The sequence below is a fragment of the Marinomonas sp. ATLA20 genome, from assembly GCF_057180105.1.
In genome coordinates this window covers 66,619-85,730 of the sequence record NZ_JBXUKU010000010.1, presented here as the reverse complement: position 1 = coordinate 85,730, position 19,112 = coordinate 66,619, and the positions used below count along the sequence as shown (strand labels likewise).

At 43.6% G+C, this 19,112-nt stretch carries 17 protein-coding genes, 1 tRNA gene and 1 pseudogene; 12 read left to right on the top strand and 7 right to left on the bottom strand.

The genetic code is table 11. The features are described 5' to 3' along the window. Positions 1-14 precede the first annotated feature (14 nt). The 3 genes from AC2A4J_RS15935 to AC2A4J_RS15925 all read left to right on the top strand — a co-directional run bounded on the left by AC2A4J_RS15935 (position 15) and on the right by AC2A4J_RS15925 (position 2,271). Positions 15-287: an HU family DNA-binding protein gene (locus AC2A4J_RS15935; RefSeq protein ID WP_012069435.1), complete on the top strand. Its 273-nt coding sequence runs from the start codon at positions 15-17 to the stop codon at positions 285-287. 7 nt (positions 288-294) lie between these two features. Next, positions 295-371, top strand: a tRNA-Asp gene (locus tag AC2A4J_RS15930). Between the two features lie 76 nt (positions 372-447). Continuing rightward, positions 448-2,271 carry a SurA N-terminal domain-containing protein gene (locus tag AC2A4J_RS15925; RefSeq protein WP_484176735.1) on the top strand — a complete coding sequence of 608 codons (1,824 nt, stop codon included), beginning with the start codon at positions 448-450 and terminating at the stop codon, positions 2,269-2,271. A gap of 63 nt (positions 2,272-2,334) precedes the next feature. Here the strand turns inward: AC2A4J_RS15925 and AC2A4J_RS15920 are convergent, their stop codons facing one another. Genes AC2A4J_RS15920 through AC2A4J_RS15890 form a run of 7 tightly spaced genes read right to left on the bottom strand, consistent with a single transcriptional unit; the run spans position 2,335 to position 10,318 of the window. Next, positions 2,335-3,252, bottom strand: a complete 918-nt coding sequence (locus tag AC2A4J_RS15920; protein WP_255825221.1) for a Dyp-type peroxidase — start codon at positions 3,250-3,252, stop codon at positions 2,335-2,337. A gap of 26 nt (positions 3,253-3,278) precedes the next feature. Beyond that, positions 3,279-5,114, bottom strand: a complete 1,836-nt coding sequence (locus tag AC2A4J_RS15915; RefSeq protein WP_484176734.1) for a BatD family protein — start codon at positions 5,112-5,114, stop codon at positions 3,279-3,281. Further along, complete coding sequence (locus AC2A4J_RS15910) at positions 5,108-6,853, bottom strand: VWA domain-containing protein (protein WP_484176733.1); 1,746 nt, start codon at positions 6,851-6,853, stop codon at positions 5,108-5,110. Before AC2A4J_RS15910 ends, AC2A4J_RS15915 begins: the two co-directional genes overlap by 7 nt. Then, on the bottom strand, positions 6,850-7,878 hold the full coding sequence (locus AC2A4J_RS15905) for a VWA domain-containing protein (protein WP_484176732.1): 1,029 nt from the start codon (positions 7,876-7,878) through the stop codon (positions 6,850-6,852). Before AC2A4J_RS15905 ends, AC2A4J_RS15910 begins: the two co-directional genes overlap by 4 nt. Then, positions 7,871-8,374 (bottom strand): DUF4381 domain-containing protein, encoded by a 504-nt coding sequence (locus AC2A4J_RS15900; RefSeq protein WP_484176731.1) that lies wholly within the window; start codon positions 8,372-8,374, stop codon positions 7,871-7,873. The genes AC2A4J_RS15905 and AC2A4J_RS15900 overlap by 8 nt, the downstream gene beginning before the upstream one ends. Continuing rightward, the gene (locus AC2A4J_RS15895; RefSeq protein WP_484176730.1) at positions 8,374-9,300 is read right to left on the bottom strand and encodes a DUF58 domain-containing protein; all 927 of its coding nucleotides are present in this window, start codon (positions 9,298-9,300) and stop codon (positions 8,374-8,376) included. Before AC2A4J_RS15895 ends, AC2A4J_RS15900 begins: the two co-directional genes overlap by 1 nt. Positions 9,301-9,331: 31 nt before the next feature. Further along, positions 9,332-10,318 carry an AAA family ATPase gene (locus tag AC2A4J_RS15890; RefSeq protein ID WP_484176765.1) on the bottom strand — a complete coding sequence of 329 codons (987 nt, stop codon included), beginning with the start codon at positions 10,316-10,318 and terminating at the stop codon, positions 9,332-9,334. A 256-nt stretch (positions 10,319-10,574) separates the two neighbouring features. Between AC2A4J_RS15890 and AC2A4J_RS15885 the strand changes: the two genes are divergently transcribed. The 9 genes and pseudogenes from AC2A4J_RS15885 to AC2A4J_RS15845 all read left to right on the top strand — a co-directional run bounded on the left by AC2A4J_RS15885 (position 10,575) and on the right by AC2A4J_RS15845 (position 18,725). Further along, complete coding sequence (locus AC2A4J_RS15885; protein ID WP_255825207.1) at positions 10,575-10,796, top strand: DUF2835 domain-containing protein; 222 nt, start codon at positions 10,575-10,577, stop codon at positions 10,794-10,796. Between the two features lie 115 nt (positions 10,797-10,911). Continuing rightward, positions 10,912-11,952, top strand: coding sequence for a quinone-dependent dihydroorotate dehydrogenase (locus tag AC2A4J_RS15880; RefSeq protein ID WP_484176729.1), 1,041 nt, complete (start codon positions 10,912-10,914; stop codon positions 11,950-11,952). A gap of 122 nt (positions 11,953-12,074) precedes the next feature. Further along, entirely contained in the window at positions 12,075-14,240 is a 2,166-nt protein-coding gene (gene rlmKL, locus AC2A4J_RS15875) for a bifunctional 23S rRNA (guanine(2069)-N(7))-methyltransferase RlmK/23S rRNA (guanine(2445)-N(2))-methyltransferase RlmL (protein WP_484176728.1), read from the top strand. A gap of 107 nt (positions 14,241-14,347) precedes the next feature. Beyond that, positions 14,348-15,208 carry a formyltetrahydrofolate deformylase gene (gene purU / locus AC2A4J_RS15870; RefSeq protein ID WP_484176727.1) on the top strand — a complete coding sequence of 287 codons (861 nt, stop codon included), beginning with the start codon at positions 14,348-14,350 and terminating at the stop codon, positions 15,206-15,208. 245 nt (positions 15,209-15,453) lie between these two features. Then, complete coding sequence (locus tag AC2A4J_RS15865; RefSeq protein ID WP_255825199.1) at positions 15,454-15,714, top strand: formyltetrahydrofolate deformylase; 261 nt, start codon at positions 15,454-15,456, stop codon at positions 15,712-15,714. 1,065 nt (positions 15,715-16,779) lie between these two features. Then, positions 16,780-16,926, top strand: a pseudogene (locus AC2A4J_RS15860) (IS91 family transposase); the annotation flags it as partial. Between the two features lie 304 nt (positions 16,927-17,230). Then, positions 17,231-17,656 (top strand): DUF4274 domain-containing protein, encoded by a 426-nt coding sequence (locus AC2A4J_RS15855; protein ID WP_484176726.1) that lies wholly within the window; start codon positions 17,231-17,233, stop codon positions 17,654-17,656. 254 nt (positions 17,657-17,910) lie between these two features. Further along, positions 17,911-18,405: a DUF1993 family protein gene (locus tag AC2A4J_RS15850; RefSeq protein WP_484176725.1), complete on the top strand. Its 495-nt coding sequence runs from the start codon at positions 17,911-17,913 to the stop codon at positions 18,403-18,405. A 71-nt stretch (positions 18,406-18,476) separates the two neighbouring features. Beyond that, on the top strand, positions 18,477-18,725 hold the full coding sequence (locus tag AC2A4J_RS15845) for a hypothetical protein (RefSeq protein ID WP_255825192.1): 249 nt from the start codon (positions 18,477-18,479) through the stop codon (positions 18,723-18,725). The last annotated feature ends 387 nt before the right edge of the window (positions 18,726-19,112 follow it).

The window sequence follows — 19,112 nt, the reverse complement described above, 5'->3', positions numbered from 1 at the left end:
TGAAGGGGTACAACGTGAACAAATCTGAATTGATTGATGCTATTGCAGCGTCTGCTGATTTATCTAAAGCTTCTGCTAGCAATGCACTTGATGCTACTTTGAAAGCAATTGAAGCTGCTTTGGCAAAAGGTGACCAGGTTACACTAGTTGGTTTTGGTACTTTTGCAGTTAAAGAACGTGCGGCACGTACAGGCCGTAATCCTCAAACTGGTGAGGAAATCCAAATTAAAGCAGCGAAGGTTCCTGGCTTTAAAGCCGGTAAAGGTCTTAAAGACGCTGTAAACTAATGTTTTTGGAGCAGTAGTTCAGTTGGTTAGAATACCTGCCTGTCACGCAGGGGGTCGCGGGTTCGAGTCCCGTCTGTTCCGCCATTAGACACAAAAGGTGTATTCCAAGCGGAATGCACCTTTTTTATTTGTCATTTAATTAACTCATTCGGAGGCAGTAATGCTCCAGGATATAAGAGATAAGTCACAAGGCATTGTGGTAAAGATCATAGTTGGTTTTATCGTTGTGACTTTTGCTCTATTTGGCGTAGACGCCTTGGTTACTAGCTTTAATTCGTCAGATACTGTGGCTGAAGTGGATGGTGTAGATATTACCCGGACGCAAATGTTGCAAGGTGCTGAAACGCAACGCCGTCAATTAATTTCAATGATGGGCGGACAAGTGAATCCAGCATTATTGGAAGATAACTTATTGCAGCGTCGTGCTTTGGATGAGTTGGTTCAACGTGTTGTGTTAGCCAATCAGGCAAAAGGTTTAGGGTTGGGTGTTTCTGATGCCCAAGTAAACGCTTATTTGCTTCAGGCTGAACAGTTCCAAACAAATGGGCAGTTTGATCAAAATAAATATCTTAACTTTATTCGTTCTCTAGGCTTTACACCATTAGCCTTTAAAGAGCGTATTAAACAAGATGTTTTGATTCAGCAGCCTCGTAACGCCATTGCAGGCTCTGAGTTTGTACTGCCTTATCAAGTAGACAGTGTTGCGAAACTTCAGTCCCAAGAAAGAACATACGATTACGTATCTTTTTCGTTGGCTGATGAGTCAGAAAACACCAGTGTTTCAGACGCTGAGCTGAAAGCGTATTACGAAGCAAATAAAGAAAACTTCAAAACGCCAGAGCAGGTTAAAGTGAATTACGTTGTAATTTCTAGCTCTGACTTTAACAGCAAAGTTAAAATCACCGACGCGGAATTACAAGACGCTTATCAGGCCTCTATTTCAGCTCTATCTCAAGAAGAAAGATCGGCTTCACATATTTTGATTGAGACATCGGATCGTAGTGATGACGAAGCGAAAGAGCGTCTTGCAGAAGTAGAAGCTAAGCTTAAGTCTGGTTCAAAATTTGCTGATTTAGCGGCGGAATATTCGGATGACATTGGTTCGAATAAAGACGGCGGTAAACTAGGTTATGTTGAAAAAGGCGTTATGGGATCTGCTTTTGACGATACGCTTTTCTCTATGAAAAAAGGCGAAGTTAAATCGGTTAAAGGCCAGTATGGATATCATTTAATCCAGTTGGATGATATTTCTAAGCCCGATGTACCTAGCTTTGCATCTAAGAAAGAAGAGTTAGAGAAACAACTGCGCGAAGATAAAGCAAGAGATGCGTTGTTGACGGCCCATGAAGATATTACTGATTTGGCTTACGCGAGTGATAAGTTAGACGGCATCTCAAAAGAGTACGGCGTTGATGTACTTCAAAGTTCGTATTTTGGTCGTGATGGTGGTTCTGATGAAGTGACGAGTAATCCAGCGGTTATTGCTGCTGCGTTTGGTCCAACTGTATTAGAAGACGGCCAGAACAGTAATTTGATTGAGTTGAATGATGACCAAGTGGTTGTGCTGCATTTAAATGAACACAAGCCAGAAGCTTTCCAGACATATGAAGAAACGAAAGAGCAAGTCGCTTCTATCGTAGTACAGAATAAAGCCTTAGAGTCACTTCGTGCTAAAGCTGAAAAAGCGAAAACTGCGAATAACACTAAGTGGACCTCTGTAAAAGATGCTAAGCGCGGTCAAGATGAAATGACATCATTGGCTTTCTCTTTGCCTCACCCTGATGGTAAGCCTGTTATAGAGGTTAAAGGCCTGTCTAACGGTGACTTGGCTTTGATCCGCTTAGACAAGGTTGACGTTGGCGATTCAACGGTTCCTGATGATCAAAAATTGGCTTATGAGCGTTACTTGAATCAAACTCAAGCGACTCTTAGTACTCAAGGTCAACAAGATTACTTGAAAAACAAAGCACAAATAGAAAGATAAGCGTCTATTTTGCCCACAAAAAAGCCACTCATTGAGTGGCTTTTTTATTGCCTAATGCTTTTTTTAAGATAAAGACGCTAGCCATTTATTTGATGGAACAAAGAAGGCTTGTCCTGTTGTTGCGCGAGTATACTTCATCAGGTGGTCGGTATTGCCGTGCTCGTCACCTTTCACCATACTTTCTAACATAAGATTAAAAATCACTGGCGTTTTGCTGTAGCTGGCAAACATTAGGCCTTTTTCAGTTAAAGAGGCAAATGGCATGCTATGGCGCAAAATCTCTAAGGAATCGCCATTCTCGTCTTTCAGTGACGTGCGCTTAGTGTGAGCGTGAACAGACTTTTCTGCGGAAGGGTATTCTTGGTTGGTATGCTTGGTTCGCCCATACACATCTTCTTGGGTTTTTAGGTCTTCTTGTTCCCATTTGTCCAGGTCGTGGACGAAACGGATTAAGTTGAAGTAAGAGCCATGTTCAAAACTTGGATCTTCATCGCCAACGAGGGCGACGGCTTTACGCTGTTCTCCCGCTGGGTTTTCGGTGCCATCTACAAACCCAGTTAAGTCCCGATTATCAAGATATTTAAAGCAGCTGACTTCCTCTGCTAATGTAACGCTGTTTCCAAAGGCGTTAAAAAGAACACTAGCTAATTGGTAGGTGACATCATGACGAGAAGAGCGAATATGAAGAACAAGATCCACATCTGTTGGGGTGAACTCAATATCTTTACCCGCTATGTGAGGGAAGGTGGCAAGCAACGACGGGCGGTTGCTGTCTAGCTCATCCCATATAAGGCTGCTAAGACCAATGCTCGCGTGTAATTCGGCTGCCGGGAATTGGGATTGCAATTCTTCAATAAGCGCAGGAGCGGCTGCTAGGGCGCTTTTGAGGTTGTTAATTTCGGATCTATTTACATCTAGTGTAATAAAAAGAGCATCACTTGAAGCTTCAGCAACAATGCCGGATTGATAGGGTGTCATCATGGAGGTCCTTTTAGAAATAGCATTCATTAAAAATTGGGATACAGTGTTTTTAGCTGACTGGCCTGAGATGGTTTGGCTTGTCCGCTAGTGTATTCTTCCAGTGAGTCTGCCAAAGGTTGTCCTTGCCACTCGTGTGCTGGATTATTTGAATACAGCATGATTTCTGCTTCCATTAATAGTTGAGTAACCTGAACAGACGTTAAGCGCTTTATGTCGTCGACACTGCGAATTTCATTATCGCCCCAGCGATGTCTTGCCCATTCCAATAGGTTTGGTCTTAAGGATTGGAGATCATTTTGCTGGCAACATTCAATTAAAGCTTTAAAGGCGCTTTGCTCGTCAGAAGTGCTAAGCGGGGCAAACTCCTGCAGCGTTGGTACTTGATAGCTGCTGTCTGGCTGCGCTTTTCTACGCTTGAACCAAATGACTGTCCAGATACTTAGCATGGCAACAGCTAATAACAGCAGACCAGCAATAAGGTAGTGGCGAAGAGAGAAACCACTTTCTGTTTGTTGTACTTCTAGATTTACCCCATTTTCTTGTGAGCCTGTCTGAGTCGGTGGCGTTGCTTTTTCGGCTGGCTTTTTAGCCAAGGAGATAGGCGCTACGGAGCGAGTTTGTGCTGGCAGAGGATCACTGATTGTAGGTTTGTTCGCAGAAGCGTTTGTCTTGCCTGATGTATTTGGTAGTGGGGCAATTTCAATGCTTTTGGTCGAGGCGCTGGCTGTACTTATCGTTCGATTCTCTGTATCCCAATAAGTGATGGTGATATCGGGTAAGGTGAGAGTGCCTTGCTCTGTTGGGACGACTTCAACGGAGATGCTTTGGCTGCCGATTACTCCGTTGGCGGTTTTTTGATTATCGAACTTAGGAGGCTTCGGATAAAGTTTATAATCACGCGTACTGTTAAAGTCCAGCGTTGGTATTTGCTCAGGCAATGCGCCTTCGGCTTTGATATCAATCGTCCAAATAAGTGTGTCACCGACTCTTGGTGCGTCGTTTGTTTGACTCAGAGTAGTGGAAACCGTGACTTTTTTACTTGGTAGCCAAGCATCCCCTGTGTAACTGGCTGGAATTGGCGTTACTTGCAGGTTAAGCGGTTCACTTTGTACCTTGATCATTCTTCGGCCTGTCGACGTATTGATCATGGCCTGAATAGTTTGTGGTGGAATAGTCAGTTGACCACTACGTTGTGGGAACGCCAAATATTCTCGGGTAATAACTTGATACTGAGTGCCATTAACCGTCTGATAATTCATTTGGTCATCAACCAGTCTTTCAATCACAAGATCTGGGTGTGAAGGGACGGATCGATTAGCATTCTGCAGAGCAACTGACGTGTAAAGTTTAACACTCAGTATGACTTCTTGTTGAAGGTAAGGCTCTATTTCAGACACTTCTGTTTTCAGCATAACAGGCGGGTTGCCATTGCTGTCCAAGAGTTGCGGAGAGCTTTTGATCGTCAGTCTAATTGGCTGTGATTCGTGATCGCCTATCTTTATCGGTGGAATTTCAACGGTTCCGACGGATTTTGGCATTAAGGTGACAACCCAAAAATTTAACGCTGTACTGGTGCCTAAGTTGAAACTGAATTGGCTATTTTGGCTTTTTCCCAAGATATCGAAGTCGCGTTCTAAAGGGGATAGGTCAGGCCCATTTCCCGTGTCTGAAAAGTCGGCTCGTAAAGTGAGCTGGACGACTTCGTTTTCAGTAGCGACATTTTTATTAAGAGAGGCGGTGACGCTGGCTGCATGAAGAGAGCTTGATAATGTAATAAAAAGCAGAGTCGTCATTAGAGAGAAAAACAAGCGACTGGGCTTGTTTTGCGATATTAATGAAAGGAAGTAGTGCTTTATTACCATGGGTTTTGCCCATCCTCTTGCGAAAATCGATTTTCATTGCGTTTTTCTTGATGTAAATACCAGAGCTTACGTTGCAGCAATAACCCAGGATCATCTTGGATCTGTCTTAGCCACTGGTTTAACGCTTGTGTTTTTTCTTTATCTAGCTGTTCTTTTTCAGGTTGCTTCTGTTCTTGTTTGTCTGAGTTTTCATTCTGCTTATTATCCTCAGGTGTTTTGTTTTTGTCTTGTTTTTCGTTCTTTTTATTGTCTTTTTTTGAGTCAGAGGGATCTTTTGAATCGTTTTTATCATCGGAATCCGATTGATTGGGCTGTTTGTCTTTGTTCTGCTCTTGGTCTTGCTGCTTGGACTTATCCTGTTGTTTTTTCTGCTGGTCTTTCTTTTGCTGTTCCTGTTGCTGCTTTTTTAAGTAATCGAGGTTGTCTTTTGCTGCTTTTAACGATGGGTCCTGTTCTAGGGCTTTTTCATAAGCTTGCATGGCTTTTTCCGTGTCGCCAGATAATGCTAGCGCATTGCCCAAATTATAATTTTCAGCCGAATTTCTGTTGAGGTTTTCTAGTTGCTGAATCGTTTCTGAATAATTTTCTAACGCGTAGGACGAAGCGGCTTTCCATTCAGGTTGTTTAAAGTGTTGATCAGCCGCTTGCCAATTGCCCTTATTTACCAGTTGCTGACCTTTCTGATCTGGCGTCATAAACCAATCCAACGGTGAGGCCTGGAGCTTTTCTGAGGGAAAATAAAATACGCTAATAAGCAGCATAAAAAGCATACCTTTACGAAACTGAAATGCCAGCCAAAGTAGGAAAGGTAAAGCCAACCAATGGCCTTGCTCTATCCAATGTATGCTTTTGTTTTGTGCTTTTTTAGTTTGCTTATCGTCTAGGGCCGTATTGGTAATTGTCGCAAGTTCTTGAGCGCTTAAACGCCCTTGGTGAAACGTGCCGCCAAGGGACGAAGTGAGTGCTTTTAATTCTTTAATCGGTGTTGTTGGTGTGACATTTTTGCCATTTTTTCTCAGGATTTGACCGTCTGGAAGTTTAATCAATGAAGCATTGGTTGTACCAACAGCCACTAAATCCAGCTGAATGTTTTTGCCTTTTAATAACGCTGGAATGGCGGTTTTATCTTGTTCGCTAAGGTCATCGGTTAACACGATAAGGTGAACGGGTGAGGAGTCATCTTTATTTAGAGATAGGGCGGTTTCAATGCCACTGGCCAAATTACTGCCATACACCGGCATGATGATAGGATCTAATGCGAGTAGAAAATGGGTGATGGTTTCTCGGTCTTGGCTAAAGGGGCTGATGATAAAACCTTCGCCCGCAAAAGCGACTAAGGCAATATCGCCTTCTTTACTGTGCGTCAATATATCGCGAATAGTTTGTTTTAATTGGGTTTGGCGATTGGGTTTAATGTCTGTGGCGTACATAGACAATGATTGATCGACAACCAAGACGGTTTTTTGGGTGTTTTCAAACATGGTGGTTGGTGCTTTCGTCCAACTGATTCCTGCTAATCCTATCCAGCACAGTGATATCACGGTTAAACCGAGCCATTTATTAACATTGCTTGATGTATTCTGATAGACCAAGTGTTGTATCAAGCGCTGATCGACCACCTTGTTGAGCGTGCTTTTGTTTGAGCTTTTGGCAGTAATCAAAAAAGCCAGCAGCAAGGTAACAGGTAGCAAAATAAGCCAGTAAGGACGTTCAAAGTGAATCAAGTCAAAAAGCATCATACTTGACCTCCTTTGCGTGAGGATCTGTTGGGCAGAAAGCGTTTGTTCAAAGTCAATTGCTTGCTGGCGAGCAGTGCCAAGCCTAGAAAAATAACTGAGCCGAGACCTAACCAGTGGAATAAGCTGGTTAATGGTCGCTGCCAAATGTCTTCAGCAGGCGTCGGTTCTAACGCATCAAGCGTTTGATAAATGGCTTGTAGATCTTCTGTACTTTTGGCACGGAAGTATTCGCCACCGGTTTGTGCAGCAATATTTTTTAAAAGTGTTTCATCTAGATCGCTAGAGGGATTGATCGCTTTAGGGCCAAAGAAACTTTGTACAATCATGCTGTCAGCGCCAATCCCTATAGTGTGGACTTTTACATTTTGTGAGGCAGCAAACGCTGCGGCCTGCTGAGGTTGAACTCGGCCTGCAGTGTTTGCACCATCCGTCATTAAAATGAGCACTTTTTTATCGGAAGGTTTGTCTTCGAGTCTTTTTATTCCCAGCCCTATGGCGTCGCCAATAGCGGTTTGTTCGCCAGCAAAACCAATTTGAGTTTCTTGCACCAACTGATTAATGGTCTTGGTGTCAAAGCTTAACGGTGCTTGCAAGTAGGCTTTTGAACCAAAAACGATAATGCCAATGCGGTCACCGCGGCGCTCTTGAATAAAGTCAGACAAAACAGATTTTGCGGCTTCTAGTCGATTTGCAGGCTGGTCATTAAGTGCCATATCGCTGACTTGCATGCTGCCAGATAAGTCCAAGGCAATCAGCAAATCTCGGCCTGACGGTGTGACTTTAGTCGGCTCGCCTAACCAAACAGGTTGAGTCATGGCGAAGATCAGCAAAATCCATGAAGTCAAAAGAAAGGCGTAACGCAATGTCGGACGTTTAGGTATCGCCTTACTGTCTTGGTGACCAATCAGTTGTTCAGTATTACCCCACCAAATACCATCGCCCTTGGGTTTGGCTTTTGGCAGAAAATACATAATAAAGGGCACAGGTAAAAGCAGAAGGAACCAAGGCCAAGACAATTCAAGCATGGTGTTTCCTTATCCAGTAACTGGTATTTTTTATCATCGCACTGCGTTGTTCTGAAGTGAGTTCAATCTGGTTTCGGTAAGGGCCATCAATAAATTCGTTGCCAAGAGAGGTGAATTGTCGTTTTACAGGCATTTGATTGTCTAAGGTTTCAAACAAGGTTTTGCTAGGTAAAGCGGCAGTTTCTGTTTTTCCCTCACTAATCAGGCAGCGACGGACCATCTCGTGGCAAAGTAAAATGCAGTCTTTATCGGCCAGATCCTTCGATGAATTGGTGATGTTTGATAAAGCTTCTCGGCGATAAGTACGCTTTTTATAGCGTCGATACCATAAGATAAGCAAAGCTATTATGAATAGAACAACAGCTGCAACAATAAGCCAAGTCCACCATACTGGCGGCCACATAGGAACAGATTGCGGCAGCATGTAAGCTTTGTGGGGTAAGTCTATCGCTTGTTGTGAAGCTTGTGCTTGTAGAGGAGCTTGAGCAGCAGGCATCAGTGTAATGCTCCTTGAGAAAGTAAGTAGCGAGCGATTTTTTCAGGCGATTCAGTGATATCAAAGATTTGATGGCGAATACCAAAGGAAGCCAGTTTTTTGCGCATTAGTGTGTTCTGGGTGAAAAAATCGTCTTTCGCTTGTTGCATGCTGTTTTTGCCAATGGTTATGGGCTTAATACCGTTATTGTCGGCCATCTGACTGTCGACTATTTGATAATGGCCAGCAGGCAAGTTAAAAGTATTGCTATCGATGATCTGTATCCAATGGACAGAGTTGTGCTCGGCCAGCTTCATCAGCGCGCTTTCTTCGTCATCATTCCAGCTTTGTTTGTCTGTCAGGATGATCACGTCTTTATTGTGGGATTTATTGGTGAGTAAAGTATTTGACCAAATGCTGGTGGTTTTATGGCCATTGGCTCGATTTTCGATCTTAGACGCGTCTTTTAAATAGTTTAGTAGCGCCGGCAATGTGTTCGTTTTGTTGCTGGCGTGGTCTTGGTTGCCGTAAGTGACTCGATAAGACAAGGTGTCGCCTTGTTGTTTGGAGCGCCATGCAATAATCCCCGCGAGTTGAAGAAAGCGCGTAGCAATAAAGGTATGACGAGTTCCAAAGTAAGCGCTGCTAGACAGATCCAGCAACAAGAGGCGTTGATGGTCATTTTCTTGCGCATAAAGTCGAGTATGAGCTTGGCCTGTTCGTGCCGTTACTCGCCAATCGATGTGGCGCAAATCGTCACTGGCCTGATAAGCCCGAAGTTCGAGCATTTCCATGCCATGGCCTTTTTGACGTGAACGGCGCTCTCCAGCGTTGGTCGCAAAACGAATGGCTTTTGGTGCGCGGCCTAAATGTTTAGCATAACTCGCCAATAGGGCGAAATGGGCGTCATCTAGCTCAGGAGATTCAGGTGATAATAATGGGCTCATCGTACTACTGCCTTATATTACGATTTTAGAATTACAGCGCTGGAACGTGACTAATTAATCGCTTCAAGAGATCGTCTACAGATAATCCAGCTGCTTGAGCTTCAAACGTAGTGATGATGCGATGGCGCAACACAGGTAAGGCGATCTGACGAACATCATCAGGCGTCACAAAATCTCTGCCATTTAATAAAGCATTAGCACGAGCACAACGATCAAGAGCCAAGGTGCCGCGAGGGCTGGCGCCAAATTCAATAAGATTGGTTCCTTTACCCGCTTCGCCCAAATAATGCTCGGGTTGGCGGGTTGCCATCACGAGCTGCACTATGTATTGCTCGACACTTTCTGACATATATAAAGACAAGGCTTTATGTTGAAGTTCAAGAATGTCATGGGGTTTGCAAACTGGTTGAGGCTTGCTTGTCGAGGTTTTGTGTAAATCTTGCTGACGTACTAATCTGAGGACATCCAACTCGCTAGCGGCACTTGGGTAACCGAGATTTATTTTCATCATAAATCGATCAAGCTGGGCTTCAGGTAAAGGATAAGTGCCTTCTTGTTCGATTGGGTTTTGCGTGGCAATAACAAAGAACAGCTCAGACAAAGGATAGCTGTGATTACCCACGGTAACTTGTCTCTCCCCCATAGCTTCGAGTAATGCAGATTGTACCTTTGCTGGCGCACGGTTGATTTCGTCGGCAAGCACGATGTCGTTCATGATAGGGCCGGGGATAAAACTAAATTTGCCGGTTTCTTGCTGATAAATATCAGAGCCGGTTACATCGCCAGGCAATAAATCGGGTGTAAATTGAATACGCTGGAAGCGGCTATCGATAGCGCTAGCCAGCGCTTTTGCTGCAGTGGTTTTTGCGATGCCCGGTGGCCCTTCTAAAAGCACATGGCCATTAGCGATTAAAGCGACAAGTAATTCATGAGTTAAATCTGGTTGGCCAACAACGGCATGGTTTAGGTGATCTTTTAATTGCTCAATTACAGTTACCATCGAACCTAGGTTCCTTATACTTTTGTCAATAAAAGTGTCAACACAAAATGAAAGCCTTGCAAAACGAATGTGCTCACCAATACTTTGTTAAAAACAGACTCAAAGTGCTCATTTATAAGCTATAAACAACGCTTTTTCGTCTGTTTTTGTCTCGCCTTGGCTTCGCTCGTGACTTCGTGCAAAGGTCTCCATATAATAGCCTTCATCTTATCGGATTCAAATCTTTACGCACAGGGTGATCTCTGTAAGGGTAACGTAAGCACAGGACGAAAAAATGGCAAAAATTGTATTAAATGTGGCGTTGCCCGCATTTAAATATGAGGCTATGTACGCAGGATCGGCTAAAAACCTAGTCGCGAGCAGTTTAGATGGACGTAAAGTCCAATTGCCTTTGTCGGCATTTCAGCGTTTTGTGACACATCAAGGCATTTACGGTTTTTTTGAAGTAGAATTTGATGACATGAATAAGCTGATTGCCGTCACTAAAGTTAGTTAGTCTAAAATTAGATAGGCTAAAAGTTAGATAGCACGAACTAGAAGACCAAATAAATTAGACCGCACAGATCAGAATAAGGTATTTATCTGATTTTAACCGCCTAGGAGCCCTAACAATGTACCAACTTGCTCGCTCGTTACTTTTTAAATTGGACCCTGAAGTGTCCCATGAATTGTCATTGGACCTTCTTGCAGCAAGCAGCCGATTGGGATTGAACAAATTTATAGGTGGGTTGCCATCGACTAAACCCGTCGATGTGATGGGATTACGTTTTCCCAATGCGGTTGGTTTAGCGGCGGGTCTAGATAAAAACGCCGATGCGTTTGAAGCCTTGGGCTCACTAGGGTTTGGTTTTGTCGAAGTAGGAACCGTTACACCGAAAGGGCAAGCTGGTAACCCCAAACCACGTTTATTCCGTTTGCCTGAGCATGAAGCCATTATTAACCGCATGGGCTTTAATAACAAAGGTGTGGAACATTTGGTTTCGCGCATTAAATCTCACCGCTATCCCGGTGTGTTAGGTGTTAATATTGGTAAAAACCTAACCACATCAGTAGAAGACGCGGCAGCGGATTATTTAGCGTGCTTGGAATCTGTTATTCCATTCGCCGATTACATTACAGCAAACATCAGTTCGCCAAATACACCAGGTCTTCGTAGCCTGCAATTTGGTGAAAGCTTAGCGCAATTGATTGCGCCATTGTCTGCAGCCCGCGACCGTTACGAAGCGGAACACGGTAAGCGTGTTCCATTGGCGGTGAAAATTGCGCCAGATATGACCGATGATGAAATTAAAATGGTTGCGGATACACTGGTTGAGCAGGGCGTTGATGGTATCATTGCCACCAACACTACCTTGTCTCGCGAAGCGGTTTTAGGGCATCAATTTGAAAAAGAAGCGGGCGGCTTAAGTGGTGCGCCAGTTCGTGACGCATCGACACATGTTGTTAGAGTGTTGGCTGAACATTTGAAAGATACCTTGCCAATTATTGGTGTGGGCGGTATTTCAAGTGGCGCTGATGCAGTAGAAAAACTTCAAGCGGGTGCGCGTTTAGTACAAATTTATTCGGGCTTTATTTATCAAGGTCCAGAGTTAGTTAAGGAAGCCATAGCAAGCACAGATGCTTATTACCGAGAGCGTGATCTCGGCATCTAAAGATCGAATTGACAACAAGGTGCAGCGTATTTTGTGCCTTGTTTAAAAAAGAGGGCGGGACACAATCCCGCCCTCTTTATGCGTTTCGAAACATTCATTGAAATTTAAAAAAGTATTTATAAATGAGCACGATATTACAGACAACTGATTCAGCAAGTCAGGTTTACGCATTAGAAATAACCTGTCCTCTTGGATTGGAAAATGTCTTAGAAAAAGAGCTGCATGGCGAAGGCCTGACGCAAACTCGATTGGGTGAAGCGCAGGTTAAGCTGACCACAGACCTAGAAGGCATGTACAAAGCCTGTCTTTGGTCGCGCGTTGCCACTCGCGTTATGTTGCCGATTGCCAATTTCAAAATGGAGTCGGCCGACGACTTATACGATGGTGTGAAAGCGATTCAATGGTCCGACCACTTGAAGTCGACCAACACCATGGCGATTGATTGCCACGGTACCAATCACCATATTCGCAATACACAGTTTGGTGCGGTTCGTGCCAAAGACGCGATTGCTGATTACTTTATTGCCTTGTCTGGCGAACGTCCTAACGTTGAAAAAGAACAGCCAGAAGTCCGCATTGCTTTGCGTATAAAACGTGACGTTGTGACAGTCAGCATCGATTTATCCGGCGAAAGTATGCATCGCCGTGGCTACCGTCAACATGGCGGCATGGCACCACTTAAAGAAAACTTAGCAGCAGGTCTTTTGCTGCGCGCAGGCTGGGGAACCGATTGCGGTTTAACGCAATTGATCGATCCTATGTGTGGCTCTGGTACGTTTCTTGTTGAAGCCGCTTTGATGTCTTTGGATATTGCACCTGGTTTACGTCGCCAATATTGGGGATTCAAAGGCTGGAAACAGCACGATCACCGTATGTGGCAACAGCTAATGGACTTCGCCAAGAATCGTAAAAAAGACCCAGCAACTTTGGGCATTCGTTTCCAAGGTACGGATCGAGAGCAAAAAGCCATTGCCGCTGCGCGAGAAAACATCAAACGTGCAGGTTTAACCGATGTGATTGATGTCTCCATGACCTCGTTCCAAGAACATGAGTTTGACATCACGCCAGACGTACCGGGCTTAGTGATCACCAACCCACCTTATGGTGAGCGTATTGGTGATGAAATGGCCTTGATCGCATTATATCGTCAACTAGGTGAATGGGTCGTTACACATGTGCGCGGTTGGCAGTTTATGATGCTGACCAGCAACGATCACCTAGCTCGTCAAATTCCCGTTCGTCCAGAAAAAAGCACGCGTGTTATCAACGGTGGCATTGAATGTCGCGCTTACCGTTTTCCTTTGCTGGCTGGCAGCATCAAAGAAGACGTCGTTGCACAATCGGTGATGACACCAGGCGCACAAATGTTTGCTAACCGCCTACAAAAGAACGCCAAGAAACTGAAAAAATGGGTCGAGAAGAACAAGATCCAATGCTACCGCGTTTACGATGCCGACATGCCAGAATACGCGGTTGCTATCGATGTGTATGGTGATTGGGCGCACGTGCAAGAATACCAAGCGCCTAAGAGTGTTGATCCAGAAAAAGCCAAGCAACGTTTGTTTGAAGTGATGTCTGCCATTCCGACCGCGTTGAATATTTCAGAGTCCAATGTGATCTTGAAAAAGCGCCAAAGACAGACAGGCAAAGAGCAATACGAAAAAATAGATCAGACGAAACACGAAATGATCGTCGAAGAATATGGCTGTGATTTCATTGTTAATCTAAAAGATTACTTAGACACTGGTTTGTTCCTTGATCACCGTCCAGTGCGTAAATTGATTCAAGACAAAGCCGATGGTGTACGTTTTTTAAACTTGTTCTGTTACACCGCAACCGCGTCGATTCATGCTGGGCAAGGTGGAGCGCGCAGTTCATTGAGTGTCGATATGTCGAACACCTACACAGAATGGGCGCGTCGTAATATCGAATTGAATGAGTTTTCAGATCGTCATCACCAGGTAGAACGTGCAGATTGCATCGAATGGCTAAAACAAAGCCACGATAAGTTTGACTTGATCTTCATGGACCCACCAACGTTTTCGAACTCGAAAAAAATGGCGGACGTGTTAGATATTCAACGGGATCATGGTGAGCTTGTGCGTTTAGCAATGGCGAGATTGGCGAGAGGTGGCGAACTTATCTTCTCTAATAACTATCGTCGTTTTGTATTGGACGAATCGTTAGAGCAAGAATACAACGTGAAAAACATCACTCGCGAAACGCTAGACCCAGATTTTGATCGTAATGACAAAATCCACCAGTGCTACATCATTAAGAATAAGTAAGCATAATCACGTGGGTACAGTATAATTCGCTGACGTTTTATTAAGGCTAAGCAGCTTGTTTAGCCTTTTTGACTTTTAAGAGTTTTTTAAGGTTTATAAGTTTTACTATGAGAAAGAAAACATTTCGACTTGTGATTAGTTGTCCCGACAGAGTGGGGATTGTAGCGGCCGTCAGTCAGTTTTTGAATGATCGCCAAGGCTCTATCATCGAAGCGAGTCACCACACAGATTTAGAGCAAAAATGGTTTTTCATGCGTCACGACATTGATGCAGAAAGCTTAGATATTGACGTAGAAACCTTTCGTCAAGAATTCGCGCCAATCGCAGAAAAGTACAACATGCGTTGGTACGTAAAAGACAGTGAAGATCGTCCTAAAGTTATCTTGCTGGCCACCAAAGAATCTCATTGCCTAAATGACATCATGCATCGCTGGCATACAGGCGAATTAAACTGCGAAATCGTTGGCGTGATTGCAAACCATGAAAACCTTCGTTCTATGGTTGAATGGTACAAGATTCCGTATTTCTGCATTCCTGTGCCAAAAGAAGATAAAATGCCTGCCTTCCAAGAAATTGAAGCCTGCATTGATCAGTCTGGTGCTGACACCATTGTGCTAGCGCGCTACATGCAGATCTTCCCAGAATACTTGTGCGAGAAATACCGTCACAAGGTGATCAATATCCACCACAGCTTCTTGCCGTCTTTCATCGGTGCTAAGCCTTACCACCAAGCCGCGGTTCGAGGTGTGAAATTGATTGGTGCCACATGCCACTACGTCACGGCCGATCTAGACGCAGGCCCGATTATTGAACAAGACGTGATTCGTGTTCGCCACAGCCACGCGGCAGAAGACATGGTTCGCCTTGGTAAAGACATCGAAAAACTCGTACTGTCACGCGGACTTCGTTACCACTTGGAAGATCGCGTTCTTGTACATGGTAATAAAACCGTCGTGTTTGCTGAATAAAGTAATCACTGCAAGGTTTGCGAAAAGGGAAGGCTTGATGCCTTCCCTTTTTTTTGGCTTTTTGCGAACGTTGAGCAGTGACTAAGCTGGTGGAAAGGAGAAAGGTTTCTTTTTTTATCTTTTTGTAATGTTAGAGGTAGAAAATTACCCTTCTTGAAAAAAGTGTCTATAGTCTATAGTTAAGATGAACGATAAATGATCAATTGATTTACATTTAAGAGACGGCAGGCAATGTGAGGTGAACAATGAAACTCAAGTTAACGCCAACTCAAAACTTATGTGTTGGGTATCTAGAATCTGGTTTTAAATTGATCCAATTGGGCGAACAATTTTATTTTATCAAAGGCGAACGACGTCAAAAGGTATTGCCAAAAACCTTAGACGCACTCGTCAACCGCGGCGCACTGGCTCACACCGAGCAAGGCGACTACATGCTAAGCGACGAATTTGTCGAACATCGCAAACGAATGCTTGAAACGAACGACCCAGAACAGACTCGTCATTAACCATAGATCTACGACTACCTTGGCCCCATTTTTTCTTCTCAGGATAATGGGGCTTTTTTTATACGACAACCTTTCTTCTTTGGGTTCCATTCAAATGCTTTGTATTCCCGACCTTTTTTCCGCTCTGCTGAGCGTGTAACTTTTGTCCAGAGCCACAAAAGTAACCAAAAGGTCTCTTTATCGGGCTATCGCCCAAATGTCTCATTCACTTTGTTTAAGGTAGCGTTTAGCAACACGACTTTTATCGTAAGGCATAGATTGGCCCTGCTGTTCGAGAGATTCTTTCTGTTAATGACTCTGAAACTCCATAAAGTCGCGCAACTTCGTCGCGTCGAACTAACTTCTTTGGTTAACTCATGGCTAGTAGTGCGAGAACCAAACCTAACAACGAAGCGGCCGACACACGTCATTCCCGCGGAGGCGGGAATCAATCTCTTTTCGTACTTTTGGCTTCATTCAAACGCTTTGTATTCCCGACCTTTTTTCCGCTCTGCTGAGCGGGTAACTTTTTGCAAGCGCCCAAAAAGTAACCAAAAATTCGCTTTATCGGGCTATCGCCCAAACGTCTCATTCACTTTGTTTAAGGTAGTGTTTAGCAACACGATTTTTACCGTAAGGCATAGATTGGCCTTGCTGTTCGAGAGAGTCTTTCTGTTAATGACTCTGAAACTCCATAAAGTCGCGCAACTTCGTCGCGTCGAATTAACTTCTTCATAGCTAATCGTCTACTAGCTAAGGTGGAGGGTTTTATTCCCTCCCCTTATGTCTTCCAAGGGGAGGGTTAGGGTGGGGTTATTCTCTTCTTTCGGTTCCATTCCAGCGCTTTGTATTCCCGACCTTTTTTCCGCTCTGCTGAGCGGGTAACTTTTGCCAATCGATGCAAAAGTAACCAAAAAATCTTTTATCGGGCTATCGCCCAGACGTCTCATTCACTTTGTTTAAGGTAGCGTTTAGCAACACGATTTTTACTGTAAGGCACAGATTGGCCTTGCTGTTCGAGATATTCTGTCTGTTAATGACTCTGAAGCTCCATAAAGTCGCGCAACTGCGTCGCATCGAACTATAACTTCTGAAGACAGTGAGAAAGTAGCTGAATCAGGTTGTTCGTGTCCTGCTTGTGGAGAACCTACTGTTACTTATCTTGGCGACGTTTCTGATAGCAAAGTGACAGAACGGCTTCGCATCATGCTGCAATGGGACAATGGCAGTTAGCGTTAGCACACGGAGAGATCAGAGTATAAAAACAGATCAGGTCATAAGGTCTGAGGGAGTCGCTTGCCTCGCGGATCAAATCGCGCTACAAAAGAACAAATAAAGAACCAACATAGCGGCGATCAAAGTCCATCTGAAGAGGAATCTTCCAAACATTCTTTGGTGTTTAGCGATTTATTTAACAGGGAAGTCCTTCCATGAAAAAAGCAAATCCCCTATATAGACAATGCAGCCGTTCAACAGTGGGTTATATCCGCAGCTATGCTGCTGTATAACCCTTAATTGTTAGGCAGAAGAGAGTTCAATGATTAAGTGGCAGCGAGTACATGAAATTGATGATTTAATGAATGTCGAAGATATCAATTGGCCTGAAGTATGCGGCCAGCTAAAAAATAGCGAAGAACTGCATTACGCTATGACTCTATTTAATTGGGATGATGGAGTAGATTTCCCACTACTCGTATTAAAACATCCAGAATGTGATCTTGGCACGATCATGTATATGTTTGAGATGATTAACGAAGAGCCTGAAGTTAAAAAAATTGATTATTATGACTTTGAAAAAGATATAAAAATGTTTTCTATTAAACTAAGAAAAAAATGGGGAAGTAAAGATTACCCTGCGAATATTTCACACAACGGTTCTTCTGGTGAAGAACTAGTTGCAGAATGGAAGAGTAGATATTCGCACTATGAGGTCTATCCAGATGAGAAACCTAGTGATGCCTAACAAGGTACTGCTACGAAAAATTTACACGCTAGTGCTCCTAAATTTCCGCAGAGCACGGCGTTAGCCTTACGAGCATAAACATTACTTTTCAGAAGCCTATCTTATTAACGTGTTCGCTTTTAAGTGTCACATCGCAAATACTACCAAGGCAGGTCCCGTCAGATCACGCCTCGGTCTCGTCTCATCTGACTTGCATAATTGGTTGGGCGAATGTTTGCCTGACCACACTCAATCACTGAGTTGTAGAGGGAATAATGAGCAGTACCATTAAACAATTATTCAATGGCTATTTGTTACAGTTAGAGACGATTGTTAATAAAGTGCCGCCTGAGTTGTTCGCTGTGTCTTTAACGGATGATATGTTTTCTCTTGAGATGAACGCAAAAATAGCAGCCAATTTTGTGTTGAGGGGATATTACCCGCTGTTGGGGAAAGAGGCAGTTTCATTGATGTCTGATGAGCGGGGGAAAGCCGCCGTCGTTCGTCAAATCATAGAAACCAGAGAGTTATTAGAAACGCTTCCTGAAATTCATAACCTTGATGATAGTAAAGTCATAACCGATAAGGCTGGCTTCTCAGAAATACAGCTGTGCCAGTCAGATTTCATTCATCAATACATAGCGTCGAATTTCTTCTTTCATATGGGGATGGTTTACGCTATCGCTAAAAGCAAGGGTGTAGCGGTGAGTAAAGGGGATTTTGATGGTCTTCATTCTTATCCTGCTGACTTTAGTTTTGTAAAAAGTTAAGTATGGCTGGCTAAAAAGCTATTCGCCTTTGAGTACCTAAATTCATCGTTTTTTTTGACAAGGAGTGTTGAATGCGTATGTTTAAAATTGAGACATTTTCTCACGACAGTGGGGAGTTAATAGATTCAATGTCCGTTCCTACTGCGTTGGTAAAATCTATACTGACGTTACTACCTAAAAAATTCATGTCTAAGTTCGATGAAAATGGGGATCAGCTAGAGGTGTTACTTTCTGCCGTGTTAAACCCTGATTACAATGGGATTATTCTTGATTTGGTAGACGTTGCAGATAATGAGCGAGTTGTTTTTTCAGTGATCTAGTTGTGCTTATGAAGAGCTAATATCAGAACTTTGAGATATGCGGTCAGGTGAACCTCCCCGTACTCTTTCTCTGCCTCCAATTCATTTACCTCCAAAATTAAAGTTAGTCGTCCACCTAGGGCTTTAATTTCTGATAAACCCTATCTCTTGCATATAATTACAACGTAACTACAATTTAGGGTTGTTAGGTAGCCTAAAATGCGAACGGGATATCGAATCTAACTTACTCGTTGTTTGTCATGGCATAAGAGAAGCAGAAAGCATTCGTATTATTTCTGCACGTAAAGCAGGCAAACAAGAACGTAAGATATATGAGGATTATCGCTATGCGTGATCATTATGACTTTTCAAACTCAGTCAAAAACCCTTACGCAAAAAAGCTTAAGA

Bases quoted from the DNA above. Each gene is read 5' to 3' on its own strand.
- purU (WP_484176727.1), top strand. From the start codon at position 14,348: ATGAGAAAGAAAACATTTCGACTTGTGATTAGTTGTCCCGACAGAGTG.
- AC2A4J_RS15865 (WP_255825199.1), top strand. From the start codon at position 15,454: ATGAAACTCAAGTTAACGCCAACTCAAAACTTATGTGTTGGGTATCTA.
- AC2A4J_RS15895 (WP_484176730.1), bottom strand. From the start codon at position 9,300: ATGAGCCCATTATTATCACCTGAATCTCCTGAGCTAGATGACGCCCAT.
- AC2A4J_RS15885 (WP_255825207.1), top strand. From the start codon at position 10,575: ATGGCAAAAATTGTATTAAATGTGGCGTTGCCCGCATTTAAATATGAG.
- AC2A4J_RS15915 (WP_484176734.1), bottom strand. From the start codon at position 5,114: ATGGTAATAAAGCACTACTTCCTTTCATTAATATCGCAAAACAAGCCC.
- AC2A4J_RS15925 (WP_484176735.1), top strand. From the start codon at position 448: ATGCTCCAGGATATAAGAGATAAGTCACAAGGCATTGTGGTAAAGATC.
- AC2A4J_RS15900 (WP_484176731.1), bottom strand. From the start codon at position 8,374: ATGCCTGCTGCTCAAGCTCCTCTACAAGCACAAGCTTCACAACAAGCG.
- AC2A4J_RS15910 (WP_484176733.1), bottom strand. From the start codon at position 6,853: ATGATGCTTTTTGACTTGATTCACTTTGAACGTCCTTACTGGCTTATT.
- AC2A4J_RS15850 (WP_484176725.1), top strand. From the start codon at position 17,911: ATGAGCAGTACCATTAAACAATTATTCAATGGCTATTTGTTACAGTTA.
- AC2A4J_RS15920 (WP_255825221.1), bottom strand. From the start codon at position 3,252: ATGATGACACCCTATCAATCCGGCATTGTTGCTGAAGCTTCAAGTGAT.
- AC2A4J_RS15845 (WP_255825192.1), top strand. From the start codon at position 18,477: ATGCGTATGTTTAAAATTGAGACATTTTCTCACGACAGTGGGGAGTTA.
- AC2A4J_RS15905 (WP_484176732.1), bottom strand. From the start codon at position 7,878: ATGCTTGAATTGTCTTGGCCTTGGTTCCTTCTGCTTTTACCTGTGCCC.
- AC2A4J_RS15855 (WP_484176726.1), top strand. From the start codon at position 17,231: ATGATTAAGTGGCAGCGAGTACATGAAATTGATGATTTAATGAATGTC.
- AC2A4J_RS15880 (WP_484176729.1), top strand. From the start codon at position 10,912: ATGTACCAACTTGCTCGCTCGTTACTTTTTAAATTGGACCCTGAAGTG.
- rlmKL (WP_484176728.1), top strand. From the start codon at position 12,075: ATGAGCACGATATTACAGACAACTGATTCAGCAAGTCAGGTTTACGCA.